Source organism: Bradyrhizobium erythrophlei, from assembly GCF_900129505.1.
Taxonomy (GTDB): Bacteria; Pseudomonadota; Alphaproteobacteria; order Rhizobiales; family Xanthobacteraceae; genus Bradyrhizobium; species Bradyrhizobium erythrophlei_D.
The window spans coordinates 953074-966840 of the sequence record NZ_LT670818.1; the positions used below are offsets into that span (position 1 = coordinate 953074).

A 13767-nucleotide genomic window follows, 5' to 3' on the forward strand; every position below is an offset into this window, starting at 1 on the left:
CGTTAAAAGGTGTAATACATTCGTATAACACACCTCTCCAACCCGTTCAACAGATGTTTTACGCGCCATCGTCGCTCAGTCCATCTCCTCCAGTTCGTCGATCATGCCCGCGATGACCGACAGGCCGCGGTCCCAGAATGTGGGATCCCTGGCGTCCAGCCCGAACGGCCTGAGCAGCTCGGAATAATGCTTGGTGCCACCGGCCGCGAGCATGGCGAGATAACGCTCGGCAAATCCTTCGGCGGCATTTTCGTAGACCGCATAGAGCGAGTTCACCAGGCAATCGCCGAACGCGTAGGCATAGACGTAGAACGGCGAATGGATGAAGTGCGGGATGTACATCCAGAAATTCTCATAGCCTGGACGGATATCGATCGCGGGACCCAGGCTTTCGCCCTGCACGCTGAGCCAGAGTTCGCCGAGCCGCTCGGCGGTCAGTTCGCCGTTTTTCCGCTCGGTATGAACGGCGCGCTCGAACGTATAGAACGCGATCTGGCGCACCACCGTATTGATCATATCCTCGACCTTGCCGGCGAGCAGCGCCTGGCGCTGCTTGGCGCTCCTGGTCTCCGCCAGCAGCCGCTTGAAGGTCAGCATTTCGCCGAACACGCTGGCGGTCTCGGCCAGCGTCAGCGGCGTCGGCGCCATCAGCGGTCCGTTCCGGGCCGCCAGCACCTGGTGCACGCCGTGGCCGAGCTCATGGGCAAGCGTCATCACGTCGCGCGGCTTGCCCTGATAGTTCATCAGCACATAAGGATGCGCCGACGGCGTGGTCGGATGCGAGAATGCGCCGGGCGCCTTGCCGGGACGCACCGGCGCATCGATCCAGCGATCCGTGAAAAAGCGCTCGGCGATGCGGGCCATCTCCGGCGAGAATCCGCGGTAGGCCGTCAGCACCATGTTCTTGGCCTCGGGCCAGGCGATGCTGCCGGTGGCGGCGAACGGCAGCGGCGCATTGCGGTCCCAATGCGCGAGCTTCTTCTTATTGAACCAGCCCGCCTTGAGCTGATAATAGCGATGCGACAGCCGCGGATAGGCCGCGCGGACCGAACTCACCAGCGCATCGACGACCTCACGCTCGACGCGGTTGTTGAGATGGCGGGAATCGGCGACATCCTGGAAGCCGCGCCAGCGGTCGGAAATTTCCTTGTCCTTGGCGAGCGTGTTGGTGATGAGCGCAAAGGTCCGCTCGTTGGCCTTGAACGTCTTGGCCAGTGCCTGCCCGGCGGCCTTGCGCTTTGCGCCGTCACGGTCCTGCAGCAGGTTCAGCGTCGGCTCGATCGCCAGTTCCTTGGCCGCGACCTTGAAGCGCAGGCCCGAGATGGTCTGGTCGAACAGCCGGTTCCAGGCGGCATAGCCGCTCTGGGATTTCTCGTGAAACAGCTGCTCGACGCGATCCTCAAGCTGATAGGGCTTTTCCTTGCGCAGATCCTCGATCCACGGACGATAATGCGCCAGCTCGGGCGTCTGCAGCGCGCGTTCGATCACGGCATCGTCGATCCGGTTCAGTTCGAGCCCGAAGAACAACAAATGCACCGATGCATTGGTCAGCCGCTCGGAGACGTCGCCGTAGAATTTGGAGATCGCGGGATCGACGCTGTCGCCGGCGTGAACCAGCCCGGCATAGGAGCCGAGACGGCCGGCGAGATCGTCGATCGCCTCAAAGCGTCGTACCGCCTCCGCGAGCCAGGCGCCGCCGCCCTGTTCCGCCGCCTTTTCGGCGAGTTTGCCCCTGTAGTCGGTCTCAAACGCGACGCAATCGGCATCCATCCTTTCCAGGTCGCGGGTGACTTCCAGCGCGTCGATACCGGAATAGAGATCGGCCAGATTCCATTCCGGCAATCTGCCGGGCTTGTTGCCGTTCCTGGTTTTGGCCGCGGATTTCTTGGCCGTTGAGTTCTTGGCCATTAAGTTCTTGGCCGTCGAGTTCTTGAGCGTGGAGTTCTTGGCGGCGGCCTTGCGTTGAGCTGCCGGCTTGCGGAGGGCGGATGTGGAGCGCGAGGTCATCTTGTTCGAAACCTGTGTTCAATCATTAAGGCTGCGCGGGCGAAGTGAAAGCGGGACGGCAACATTTAAGAGTGCGTTAATCGGCATCGGCGAGATTGCCCCGATTCGAGACAGATAGTTGTAGCGCGCGGGGAAAGCCATGGCTGCCAGCATTTTGATTGTCGACGACGATGCGGTCGCCCGCCGCCTGGTCGAAAACATGGTGCAGAAATGCGGCTACGACGCCATTGTCGTCGATTCCGGCGACGCGGCCATCGCCACGCTGACCGCTCCTGAGGCGCCTGTCATCGACGCCATGGTGCTGGATCTGGTGATGCCCGGCCTCGATGGCATGGGCGTGCTGGCCAAGATCCGCGACGCCGGCCTCAACATTCCCGTGATCGTGCAGACCGCCCATGGCGGCATCGACAATGTGGTGTCGGCGATGCGCGCCGGTGCCCAGGATTTCGTGGTCAAGCCGGTTGGCATCGAGCGGCTGCAAGTCAGCTTGCGCAACGCGCTCAACGCCAGCGCGCTGAAAGGCGAACTGCAACGCATCCGTCACAGCCGCGAAGGCCGCCTGACCTTCGCCGACATCATCACCCGCAGCGATACCATGGCCGCCGTGCTGCGCACCGCGCAGAAGGCCGCCGCTTCCACCATTCCGGTGCTGATCGAGGGCGAATCCGGCGTCGGCAAGGAATTGTTCGCGCGCGCCATCCATGGCAGCGGCGAGCGCAAGGCAAAACCGTTCGTTGCGGTCAATTGCGGCGCGATCCCCGACAATCTCGTGGAGTCGATCCTGTTCGGTCACGAGAAAGGCGCCTTCACCGGCGCCACCGAACGTCACACCGGCAAGTTCGTCGAAGCTTCCGGCGGCACGCTGTTCCTCGACGAGGTCTCGGAATTGCCGTTGGCGGCGCAAGTGAAATTGCTGCGCGCGCTGCAGGAAGGCGCGGTGGAAGCCGTCGGCGGGCGCAAGCCGGTCAAGGTCGACGTCCGCATCATCTCGGCGACCAACCGCAAATTGCTCGATCGCGTCAAAGGTGGGCAATTCCGCGAAGACCTGTTCTATCGCCTGCACGTGCTGCCCTTGACCATCCCGCCGTTGCGTCTGCGCCGCGAAGACATCCCGCATCTGCTCCGGCATTTTCTGGCGCGGTTCTGCGCCGAGGAAAACCGCCACATCACCGGCATCAGCGGCGAGGCGATGGCGCATCTTTCGCAGCAGGAATGGCCCGGCAATATCCGCCAGCTCGAGAACACGGTCTATCGCGCCGTGGTCATGAGCGAGAGCGACCAGCTTGGACTCTCGGATTTTCCGCACATCGCCACGCAGTCAACCGCTGCGCCGGAGGCGCATGGCGAGCCGCTGATCGTCGGACCCGCCGCCTTTCATTCGACCGTACCGGCCATGGTTTCCGGTAATGAAATACCTATCGCCCCACTCCCCTCGGCGGGAACGCTGGCGATGCTGACCAACGCCGGCGAAATGCGGCCGCTCGAAGAGCTGGAGAGCGAGATCATCCGCTTCGCGATCTCGCATTATCGTGGCCAGATGTCCGAGGTCGCACGCCGGTTGAAGATCGGCCGCTCGACGCTCTATCGCAAGCTCGACGAGGCCGCCGACGACGATTCAACGGCAGGCAGCGCGGAGGACGCGCACTAGCGGAACAGATTGTGGCGCCGCGGTGTCCAGGACGAAATGGCTCAAGACGTAGCTTTTCCATAACCTTTGCCAGAACCCGTGAACCGTTGCGCTGCGGTGACAGACAAAAGCAAAAGCGCGTGGCAGATACGCGCCATCCGTTGCAAAGCCGGTGCTTTGAAGTCAGTTTGTCGTGAGCGGCCCTGTGTGGCGCTGGCTGCGTAACAGAGGCACGTGTATCGTCTGCGCGGGATCGTTGCGTGCAGGCATGCAGAGAGATTTGGAGCGCATTCAGGCAAGAACCAAACGTTGACTGCAGACGTTGACTGAATGGTGTTTCGAAGTGAAGCCGGCGCTTTTGGCGAAAGCTGTACGGACGAAGCCGAGAACTGTTCCATGGCGGGGCAGTTTCGCCCAAGGGGTTGTGACGATGCGAGACCGTTTGAATAACCGTGCCGGATTTGACCGTGTGTTGATGGCGGTGGCCGCGACCTTCCTCACGGTGTCCGCCCTCACGGTGTCCTCGGCGTTCGCCCAGGCCGATCCGGCACGCAACAGCGCCGCCGAACTTGCGATCGATGCGGCGATCCCGCGTCCGGAACCCGCCAACGTCCCGCCCCCGACCGTCAACGATTTCAAGCCGGACATCGCAGCACCTGCAGCCGACGCGGCCAAGATGGATGCACCCAAGATGGATGCACCCAAGGCAGCGGAGAAGGCGCCCGAGGAAAAACCGGCCGAGATCGTCACCGCTCCGGCGCCCGACATCAACAAGGCGGAGACCGTCAAGGATACGACGACCACCACCCCTGCTACGCCCCCGGCCGCCGCTGTCGCAACTCCCGCCGCCGAACCGGCCAATGAGCCGGTCAAGGCCGCGAGCAACGTCCCGGCCGCGGATCAGCCGGTGGCCGATAAACTCAAGGATCTGCTAGGCAGCAAGTCGGCGCGCTATTTCGACCGCAAGGCGGAACGCACCGCGATCGAGAAGTTCTACACCGCGCATGACTTCGCGCCGCTATGGACCCAGGGCGGTGCGCTGACCGCGACCGGCAAGGGCGTCGTCGCGCGGCTGAAGGACGCCGCCTCCGATGGCCTGAACGCGGCCGACTATCCGGTGCCCGATTTTGCCGCGGCCAATAACCCCGACGCGCTGGCGGAAGCCGACCTGAAACTGACCGCCAGCATTTTGGACTATGCGCGTCAGGCCCAGAGCGGTCGGATGCACTGGTCGCAGGTCTCGGCCGACATCCAGTATCCGGAACACCCGATCGATCCCAATGAAGTGCTGACCCACGTCACCACGGCCAAGGACGCCTCGGCGGCCCTTGACAGCTACAACCCGCCGCAAAAGCTCTACCGCGAATTGAAGGCGAAGCTCGCCCAACTGCGCGGCCAGGGCGATGGACCCGTGATCGAGATCGCGAGCGGGCCGGCGCTCAAATTCACGCCGGCGCGGGGCAAGAAGCAGCCCGCCGTCGCGGTGGAAGATTCCCGCGTGCCGCAGCTGCGCGCCAAGCTTGGCATCACCGAGAACGCCGACGATACCCATTACGACTCCAAGGTCGCCGAGGCCGTGCGCAAATTCCAGGAAGGCGCCGAACTCAGCGCCACCGGCGTGCTCGACGACCGCACCGTCAAGGCCATCAACAGCCCGAAGCGCGACCGCCAGATCGACACCGTGCTCGTCAACATGGAGCGCTGGCGCTGGCTGCCGCGCGACCTCGGCGCGGCCTCGATCGGCGATGCCTATGTCATCCTCAATATCCCGGACTATACGCTCAAGGTGATGCAGCACGGCGCTGTGGTCTGGACCACCAAGGTGGTCACCGGCAAGCCCGGCGTTCATGCAACGCCGCTGCTGACGGAGACCATGAAGTTCATCACGGTCAACCCGACCTGGAACGTGCCGCCGTCGATCATCTACAACGAATACCTGCCGGCGCTGCAGCAGGACCCGACCGTGCTGGAACGCATGGGGCTGAAGCTTGAACGCGCCCGCGACGGCTCGATCCACATTTCGCAACCGCCGGGCGAGGCAAACGCGCTCGGCCGCATCCGCTTCAATTTCCCCAACAAGTTCCTGGTGTATCAGCACGATACTCCAGACAAGAACCTGTTCGCCAAGGAAGAGCGGGCCTTCAGCCACGGCTGCATGCGGGTGCAAAATCCCGATCAATACGCGTCCGTCCTGCTCAACATCACGATGCCGAACGAGCACTACACGCCGGACAAGATCCGCGGCATGTACGGCCACAGCGAGATCGACCTGAAATTCCCCACGCCGATCCCGGTCAACATCACCTACCAGACGGCATTCGTTGACGAGGCCGGAAAGCTGCAGCTCCGCAAGGATGTTTACGGCCGCGACGCCACCATGCTGGCGCTGTTGAAGAACGGCAGATCCAAGGATCTGGAAAACGTGGTCGCGCATTCGCAGCCGAGCTATTCGCACCCGACCGGTAATCTGCCGGCTGGCGTCAGCTTCGCCAGCGACAACACCGGCTTTTCTTCGGGATCTTCGGGACCGTCGTTCTTCGAGCGGCTGTTCGGGGCGCCAACGCTGACGCCGCCCGCCCCCATCGGCCGTCGCCCGGCGCCGCGGCGGGTTTATACCCGCTGATCGTTCGCCGGCTGGCAGCCAGCCGACCCAAGCGAATTCCGGTGCGAAATCAACGGCCCCACCCCTCACGGTGGGGCCGTTTACGTTAACCATTCCCCCGCGGAATCTAACCTGGGCACTTTTTCGCCACACTCGACGGGTTAGCTTTAAGTCGACTTGGGGGGTGGGATTTAAGCTTGGATTAACCCACCCAGCGTTAAGACTGCGTTAACCCTCTTTCGCCACACGGGGTAGCGGAAGAGTTCATTGATCGGTCGTCCTCTGGGTGGGCTCATTCTTGCTGTCTGGTTTCGCACGCCAATTCAACGCTCTGTCGCTGCCTAGGGCCGGATCTCATGTCGGCCTCGCTTGCGTTTTGCTCCTCGTGGGAGCCGGATCGGTTCATGACGCGACCGCGCTGAACGAAACCCGTACGCTGTCGTTCCATCACACCCATTCCGATGAAGACCTCACCGTCACCTTCAAGCGCGACGGGCGCTACGACGAAGAGGCGCTGAAGCAGCTCAACCACTATCTCCGCGACTGGCGCAGCCAGGACCAGACCGTGATGGATCGTCGTTTGTTCGACATCCTCTGGGAGGTCTACCGCGACGTCGACGGCAAAAAGCCGATCCAGATCATTTCCGCCTACCGCTCCCCCGCCACCAACGCCATGCTCCGCCGCCGTTCCTCGGGCGTTGCGCGCTTCAGCCAGCACATGCTCGGCCATGCCATGGATTTCTACATTCCGGACGTGCCGCTCGAGCAGATCCGTTTCGCCGGGCTGCGGCTGCAGCGGGGCGGCGTCGGCTTCTATCCGACATCGGGATCGCCCTTCGTTCATCTCGACACCGGCAACATCCGGCACTGGCCGCGCATGACGCACGACCAGTTGGCCCGCGTCTTCCCTGACGGCCGGACCGTGCACGTTCCGACCGACGGCAAGCCGCTCAAGGGCTATGAGCTAGCGCTTGCTGACATCGAGAAACGCGGTGGCGGCGGCGATGCTTCGACCGTGAGCAAGCCGAGCCTGTTCGCCTCCCTGTTCAGGGGCAAATCGAACGACGAGGAAGACGAGGGCGCAAGCGCCGAAATTGCCGAAAAGCCGGCAGGCCCGATCGCTTCAGCCGCCACCGCCAGGTCTGCGGACGCCGTGCCGGTGCCCCGCACCAAGCCGCCAGTCGGCGCGACCTTCCAGCTCGCTTCGGCTGACGCGCAGATCATTCAATCCTCCAAGGCCAAGCCGGCCGCGCCGGCGCAAAAGGCCGAGGCAAAGCCGCAGACCCCGGCTGACATCATCAATGCCCGCGGCTTCTGGGGCGATACCCCGGCAGCGCCGAAGCAGGCCACCCCGGCGCAGGTCGCCGCCATCAGTGCCCGGCAGGCGCTGGCCGCCGCCGATCCGCAACCGACCGCGAGCGTTTCCGCGCTGCAGGCGATGGCCTATGCGCCGGCGGCCTCCTCGTCGGTCGACCATTCCAACATCGTCGCGGCCGGCGCGCCGATCCCGCGCAGCTTCCGCGCGTCCGCCTCGCGCAATGCCGCGCCGGCCACCGGCATCGACACCATCGTCAGCAAGGGATCCCAGGGTCAGGGCAATCTGGTTGCGACCTCGACGCGGCTCGCCGCAGCCGGCGGCAACAGCATCTGGATGCGGGTAATGATGCTGGCGCCGAGCGCAAGCAGTTCGATGAACGCCACGGTGCTCGGCGACGCCGACATGACCGTGATGCGGGTTTACTTCGTCAAGCCGCAGGCCGCGATCGCCATGACCTTCTCGGACGATCCGCAGATGGGAATGGTCACCGACCGCTTCTCGGGATCGGCCACCGCGAAGCTCACGACGCAATCCTTCGTGATGCAGACCGCCTCGTTGCGCTGAGCGCGCACACTACTTCGCCGCTGCGTCAGGCCGGCAAGCCTGCCTTGAGCAGGCCGGCCTCGTGGCGCTGGCGGTCGGCTGCGTGCTTGTAGTGCTGGGTGGCGAGGTAAGCGGCCACCGAGAATTTAGGCTCGGACTTTAGAACCTCAGCCGCGTGCGCGGCGGTCGCGACCGTGTTGCCCAGTTGCGCGAACGTGGCCGCGAGGAAGGCATGATGGGTGTAGTCGGGTCGCGTGATCCGCGAGAAGGCTTCGACGGCCTCGGCATATTTCTCGGCGCAATAGCAGGCGCGCCCGAGGTGGCTCCAGAAGCGCTCCGGATGGTACGGGTTGACGCGCATCGCCTTCTTGATCCAGTCGATGCCCTCCTCCGGCCGCCCGAGCCAGGTTAGAAGCTCGCCCTGCTGCACCACAACGAGATCGTAATTGGAGTTGAGCGCGAGCGCCCGCTCCTGATGATACGCGGCCTTGTCATGATCATCGCGCGTCAGGTTCAAGGCGGCGAGGATCCGATGCACGTCGGCGTCATTGTCATCGAGCGCCAGCGCGGTCTCCAGCTCCGCTGCCACCCGCTGCAGGGCGGCGTCGCGATCCGCACACCAGCCATAGACCCACGTCTGGCCCAGCACGCAAGCCTTCCAGGCGTGAGCATGACCATAGTTCGGGTCGAGCGCGAGGGCGCGGTCAAGCAGCCGCTGCGCCTCGTCGTTGTCCTTCTGGGTCGAGCGGTGGTGCAGCACCTTGGCCGCCAGCACGCACTCATAGGCCGCCATGTTGTCGGTCGGCTTGCGCTTCGCCCGGTCGTGGGTAGCGGCCTCGAGGCGGCCGGGGAGCGTCGCGACGATCGCACGGGTCATCTCGTCCTGGATGGCGAAGATATCCTCGAGGTCGCGGTCATAGCGTTCGGCCCAAATGTGTCGATCGGTTTCCGCATCGATCAACTGCACCGTGACACGGATGCGACCACCGGCCTTTCGCACGCTGCCCTCGAGGACGTATTCGACGCCGAATTCGCGCGCGACCTCCTGCACCTTCACCGCCTTTCCCTTGTACACGAAGGTCGAATTGCGCGAGATGACGAGCAAATCGTGGAAGCGTGACAGCTCCGTAATGATGTCCTCGGTGAGACCGTCGGCGAAGAATTCCTGCTCCGGATCGCCGCTCATGTTGACGAGCGGCAATACGGCGATGGACGGCTTCTTGGAAATCGGCGTTGCCGCCGCGGCGTTCTTCGCGCCCTCCGGCGCGGCTTTTGGATCCGGGTCGAGCCGAACCCGGAAGACGCGGATCGGACGGGCGATGTTCTTGACGCTCTGGTCGCCGAGATCCTCGAACGCGACGTCATCGAGTCGTTGACCGACCTGATCGCGCACCGCGCCCGAGACACAGATGCCGCCAGGTTCGGCGAGCATTTCGAGGCGCGCCGCCACGTTGACACCGTCGCCAAAGATGTCGTTGTCCTCGACGATTACGTCGCCGAGATTGATGCCAATGCGGAACTGTATCCAGCGCGCCGGCGAGACGTCCATGTTGCGTCGCGCCATCCGGCGCTGAACCTCGGCAGCGCACAGCACAGCGTCGGCGACGCTGCGAAATTCGACCAGCATGCCGTCGCCGGTGGTCTTGATGATGCGGCCATGGTTCTTCGCGATGGCCGGATCGATCAGCTCTATTCGATGGGTCTTGAGACGCGCGAGTGTCCCCGTCTCGTCGACCTCCATCAGCCGACTATAGCCGACCATGTCGGCGGCGAGGACCGCTGCGAGCCTGCGCTCTGGTCCGGGCACGTCCATTTCTGGTTCCCCGACCGGGGACTCTAACAGATGCAGAAGCCCTTGCCCAAGCCTGTTTGCGCGGGAAATGCCTGCCGGCTAACGCCTCACAGCATTCCCAGCGCCTGCATGTAGGTTTCCAGGATGGTTTCCGCCTCGGCCCGCTCGTTGGCGTCCTGCTTGCGCAGGCGGACGATGGTACGCAGCGCCTTGACGTCGAAGCCGTTGCCCTTGGCTTCGGCATAGACGTCGCGGATGTCGTCGGAGATCGTCTTCTTTTCTTCTTCAAGCCGTTCGATGCGCTCGATGATGGCCTTGAGCTGGTCTTTGGCGAATTGGGTCGCGGGCTCGTCCTTGACGGCGGCGGCAGAGGTGGCCATCGGGTACTCCTGAATGGAACTGAGGTTGAGGCGAAAAGTGGAAGCGCCGCACGCTTCATCACGCACCGCATCCCGAAACGACCCTCAAGAGTGGCGCGCTCTCCGTCAAGGCGGCATCGCCCTCATCCACAGCGCGCCCACAGGAGAAAGCCTCCCTCATGGTGAGGAGGCGCTATTGCACCGTCTCGAACCATGAGGTCCGTGGTCTTCATCCTTCGAGACGCGGCGAGGACGCCGCTCCTCAGGATAAGGAAAGGAACTGAGTATGGGCTTCATTGGAGCTAAGTCAGTGAGAATCAATGCCCGTTCTGCGCCTTCTTCATCGCCGCCAGTTGCTCGGCGCTGGCGGTGCCCTGATAGGTCTGCTTCCAGGTCTCGTAGGGCATGCCGTAGACGGCCTCGCGACTCTCGTCCTTGGAGAGGTCGGCGCCTTTGGCATCGGCGGCTTCCTTGAGCCAGTTGGACAGGCAGTTGCGACAGAAGCCCGCCAGATTCATCAGGTCGATGTTCTGGACATCGGTGCGGGAGCGCAGATGTTCGACCAGGCGCCGGAACACGGCCGCCTCAAGTTCCGTTCTGGTTTTGTCGTCAATCGCCATGACCGCGCGCTCGTTTCCCGTAACCATATTGATGTTAGGTGGGTGCTGTCACAGATTTTGCCATATCGCAGGGCAAATTGGTCACCAGCAAGCCGGATTTCGGCCGGATCCAGCCCGAAATGCAGCGTTGAAACACCCCTTTGCCGTTGACAGTCCCCGCCGGCTCACGCGAAATCGTCAATGATTTGATATAGCCTCACTGAATGATCCCGACGAATTCCCATCGCCCCAACCGATTCGCCCTACGCTTGACCGCCGGTTTGCTGCCGGCGCTGGCGCTGGTTTTCCTGTGCCTGGGGAACAATCCCGCGGCAGCCGACTTTCGCCTCTGCAACAACACCTCGAGCCGGGTCGGGATTGCGCTCGGCTACAAGGATGCCGAGGGCTGGACCACCGAGGGCTGGTGGAACGTATCCTCGCGGGCGTGTGAGACCCTGCTGAAAGGCACACTGGTCGCGCGCTATTATTATGTCTATGCGCTCGATTACGACCGTGGCGGCGAATGGTCGGGACAGGCCTTCATGTGCTCGCGCGACAAGGAATTCACCATCAAGGGCACCGACAATTGCCTGGCGCGCGGCTTCGATCGCACCGGCTTCTTCGAAGTCGATACCGGCGAGCAGCGCGCCTGGACCGTCCAACTGACCGAATCCAACGAAACCCAGCCCGCGCAGCGGGTGCCGGGCATTCCGGGAACGGTCGGCCCCGGTGGCCCCGGAAATCTTCCGGGCATCACCAATGCGCCGACCGGAACGGCTCCGGGCGCGTCTGGCCTGCCACCAGCCGCAACGCCCGGACCCAAACCATGAGACGCCTGCGCCGCATCAAGATCCTGGCGACCCTCGGTCCTGCTTCCTCCGACAGCGCGATGATCCGCCGCCTGTTCGAGGCCGGCGCCGATGTGTTCCGCATCAATATGAGCCACACCTCGCACGACAAGATGCGCGAGCTGGTCAAGACCATCCGCAATGTCGAGAGCAGCTATGGCCGGCCGATCGGTATTCTGGTCGACCTGCAAGGGCCCAAATTGCGGCTGGGCTCGTTCGCCGAAGGCTCGATCCAGCTCCACAACGGCGAGAGCTTTGTGCTGGATTCCGACAAGACGCCCGGCGACAACACCCGCGTCCAGCTTCCGCACCCGGAGATCCTGGCCGCGCTGCGGCCCGGTCATGCACTGCTGCTCGATGACGGCAAGGTGCGGCTGATCGCCGAGGAAACCTCGCCCGAGCGCGCCGTTACCCGCGTCGTGATCGGCGGCAGGATGTCGGACCGCAAGGGTGTCAGCCTGCCCGACACCGATTTGCCAGTATCGGCGATGACGCCGAAGGACCGCGCCGACCTCGAAGCCGCCGTGGTGACCGGTGTCGACTGGATCGCACTGTCTTTCGTGCAGCGCGCCGAAGATGTCATCGAGGCCAAGAAGCTGATCCGTGGCCGCGCCGCCGTGATGGCCAAGATCGAGAAGCCGCAGGCGATCGACCGGCTGCCTGAAATCATCGAGGCCTCCGACGCGCTGATGGTGGCGCGCGGTGATCTCGGCGTCGAATTGCCGCTGGAGCGGGTGCCAAGCCTGCAGAAGCAGATGACAAGGATGGCGCGGCGCGCCGGCAAGCCGGTGGTGGTCGCCACCCAAATGCTGGAATCGATGATCCAGGCACCGGTGCCGACGCGCGCCGAAGTCTCCGACGTCGCGACCGCGGTCTATGAAGGCGCCGACGCCATCATGCTGTCGGCGGAATCGGCGGCCGGCAAATTCCCGGTCGAGGCGGTCTCGACCATGAACCGCATCGGCGAGGAAGTGGAGCGCGACCCGACCTATCGCGGCGTGCTCAACGCGCAGCGGGCCGAACCGGAGCCGACCGTCGGCGACGCCATCGCGGATGCCGCGCGGCAGATCGCCGAGACGCTCGACCTGTCGGCGATCATTTGCTGGACCAGTTCGGGATCGACCGCGCTGCGGGTCGCGCGCGAACGGCCGAAGCCGCCGGTGGTCGCCATCACGCCGAATCTCACCACCGGACGCAAGCTCTCAGTCGTCTGGGGCGTGCATTGCGTGGTCGCCGAAGACGCCCATGACCAGGACGACATGGTCAGCCGCGCCGCCAGCATCGCATTCCGCGACGGTTTTGCGCGCGCCGGCCAGCGCGTCATCATCGTCGCCGGCGTGCCGCTCGGCATCCCCGGCACCACCAACATGGTGCGCATCGCCTCCGTCGGCTCCGACCGCGACGCGGATATGTGAGCGTTGAAATTCCGGGTTCGCGTCGGGGCGTGTCGTCGGGCCGCGCTTTGCGCGGACCCGTGGATCCGCCCGGAATGACGAGCTCAGAGCAGCGTCGCGTCCAGCGTGATCTTGGTGTTCAGCAGCTTCGATACCGGGCAGCCGGCCTTGGCCATGCCGGCCAACTCCTGGAATTTCGCGTTGTCGGCGCCGGGAATCTTTGCGCTCAGCGCGAGATGCACGGAGGTGATGGCAAAGCCTTCGCCCACCTTCTCCAGGGTGACGTCGGCCTTGGTCTCCATTTGTTCGGCGGTGAGCTTGGCTTCGCCCAATATCAGCGACAGCGCCATGGTGAAGCAGGCGGCGTGCGCGGCGCCGATCAGCTCTTCGGGATTCGAGCCCGGCTTGCCCTCGAAGCGGCTGGCGAAGCCGTAGGGATAGTCCTTCAGCGCGCCACTCTTGGTCGAGATGGCGCCCTTGCCGTCCTTGATGCCGCCCTGCCACTTGGCCGATCCCGATGTCGTCGTCATGCGAGACTCCTTGAGGATGAATTGAACAAGCAACCAGCCCTAAGCGACCAAAACGGCGGAAGATGTCAATTCACGAGCGCGATATGAGGCGCCGGGTTCGATAGTAACGGCGCACCTGAAGTCTTCTCTCGCGCACATAAGACAACGT

The 13767-nt window shown here is 63.8% G+C and carries 10 protein-coding genes; 5 read left to right on the forward strand and 5 right to left on the reverse strand.

Going from position 1 to position 13767, the window contains the following annotated elements; genetic code table 11:
* Positions 1 to 75: 75 nt before the first annotated feature.
* Positions 76 to 2007 (reverse strand): M3 family oligoendopeptidase, encoded by a 1932-nt coding sequence (locus B5525_RS04490; RefSeq protein WP_079564923.1) that lies wholly within the window; start codon positions 2005 to 2007, stop codon positions 76 to 78.
* Between the two features lie 139 nt (positions 2008 to 2146).
* Between B5525_RS04490 and B5525_RS04495 the strand changes: the two genes are divergently transcribed.
* The 3 genes from B5525_RS04495 to B5525_RS04505 all read left to right on the forward strand — a co-directional run bounded on the left by B5525_RS04495 (position 2147) and on the right by B5525_RS04505 (position 8118).
* Positions 2147 to 3655 carry a sigma-54-dependent transcriptional regulator gene (locus B5525_RS04495; protein WP_079564924.1) on the forward strand — a complete coding sequence of 503 codons (1509 nt, stop codon included), beginning with the start codon at positions 2147 to 2149 and terminating at the stop codon, positions 3653 to 3655.
* 409 nt (positions 3656 to 4064) lie between these two features.
* Positions 4065 to 6257, forward strand: a complete 2193-nt coding sequence (locus tag B5525_RS04500) for a L,D-transpeptidase family protein (protein WP_079564925.1) — start codon at positions 4065 to 4067, stop codon at positions 6255 to 6257.
* Between the two features lie 265 nt (positions 6258 to 6522).
* A complete protein-coding gene (locus tag B5525_RS04505) occupies positions 6523 to 8118 on the forward strand; it encodes a DUF882 domain-containing protein (protein WP_079564926.1) in 1596 nt (531 codons plus the stop codon).
* 25 nt (positions 8119 to 8143) lie between these two features.
* On the opposite strand, the gene B5525_RS04510 is transcribed toward B5525_RS04505, so the two are convergent.
* From B5525_RS04510 to B5525_RS04520, 3 genes are all read right to left on the reverse strand, one after another.
* Positions 8144 to 9910, reverse strand: a complete 1767-nt coding sequence (locus B5525_RS04510; protein WP_079564927.1) for an adenylate/guanylate cyclase domain-containing protein — start codon at positions 9908 to 9910, stop codon at positions 8144 to 8146.
* An 86-nt stretch (positions 9911 to 9996) separates the two neighbouring features.
* On the reverse strand, positions 9997 to 10269 hold the full coding sequence (locus tag B5525_RS04515) for a DUF2312 domain-containing protein (RefSeq protein WP_079564928.1): 273 nt from the start codon (positions 10267 to 10269) through the stop codon (positions 9997 to 9999).
* 296 nt (positions 10270 to 10565) lie between these two features.
* A complete protein-coding gene (locus B5525_RS04520; RefSeq protein WP_079572934.1) occupies positions 10566 to 10868 on the reverse strand; it encodes a DUF1244 domain-containing protein in 303 nt (100 codons plus the stop codon).
* Between the two features lie 203 nt (positions 10869 to 11071).
* Between B5525_RS04520 and B5525_RS04525 the strand changes: the two genes are divergently transcribed.
* Together B5525_RS04525 and pyk are read left to right on the forward strand one after the other, a co-directional pair.
* Entirely contained in the window at positions 11072 to 11677 is a 606-nt protein-coding gene (locus B5525_RS04525) for a DUF1036 domain-containing protein (protein WP_079564929.1), read from the forward strand.
* A complete protein-coding gene (gene pyk, locus B5525_RS04530) occupies positions 11674 to 13110 on the forward strand; it encodes a pyruvate kinase (protein WP_079564930.1) in 1437 nt (478 codons plus the stop codon). Before B5525_RS04525 ends, pyk begins: the two co-directional genes overlap by 4 nt.
* A gap of 83 nt (positions 13111 to 13193) precedes the next feature.
* Here the strand turns inward: pyk and B5525_RS04535 are convergent, their stop codons facing one another.
* Positions 13194 to 13619 carry an OsmC family protein gene (locus B5525_RS04535; RefSeq protein WP_079564931.1) on the reverse strand — a complete coding sequence of 142 codons (426 nt, stop codon included), beginning with the start codon at positions 13617 to 13619 and terminating at the stop codon, positions 13194 to 13196.
* Between the last annotated feature and the right edge of the window lie 148 nt (positions 13620 to 13767).

What these genes read in the sequence shown, in the direction of transcription:
- B5525_RS04520 (WP_079572934.1), bottom strand. Translation starts at nt 10,868, where the DNA reads ATGGCGATTGACGACAAAACCAGAACGGAACTTGAGGCGGCCGTGTTC.
- B5525_RS04495 (WP_079564924.1), top strand. Translation starts at nt 2,147, where the DNA reads ATGGCTGCCAGCATTTTGATTGTCGACGACGATGCGGTCGCCCGCCGC.
- B5525_RS04490 (WP_079564923.1), bottom strand. Translation starts at nt 2,007, where the DNA reads ATGACCTCGCGCTCCACATCCGCCCTCCGCAAGCCGGCAGCTCAACGC.
- B5525_RS04525 (WP_079564929.1), top strand. Translation starts at nt 11,072, where the DNA reads ATGATCCCGACGAATTCCCATCGCCCCAACCGATTCGCCCTACGCTTG.
- B5525_RS04535 (WP_079564931.1), bottom strand. Translation starts at nt 13,619, where the DNA reads ATGACGACGACATCGGGATCGGCCAAGTGGCAGGGCGGCATCAAGGAC.
- B5525_RS04510 (WP_079564927.1), bottom strand. Translation starts at nt 9,910, where the DNA reads ATGGACGTGCCCGGACCAGAGCGCAGGCTCGCAGCGGTCCTCGCCGCC.
- pyk (WP_079564930.1), top strand. Translation starts at nt 11,674, where the DNA reads ATGAGACGCCTGCGCCGCATCAAGATCCTGGCGACCCTCGGTCCTGCT.
- B5525_RS04500 (WP_079564925.1), top strand. Translation starts at nt 4,065, where the DNA reads ATGCGAGACCGTTTGAATAACCGTGCCGGATTTGACCGTGTGTTGATG.
- B5525_RS04515 (WP_079564928.1), bottom strand. Translation starts at nt 10,269, where the DNA reads ATGGCCACCTCTGCCGCCGCCGTCAAGGACGAGCCCGCGACCCAATTC.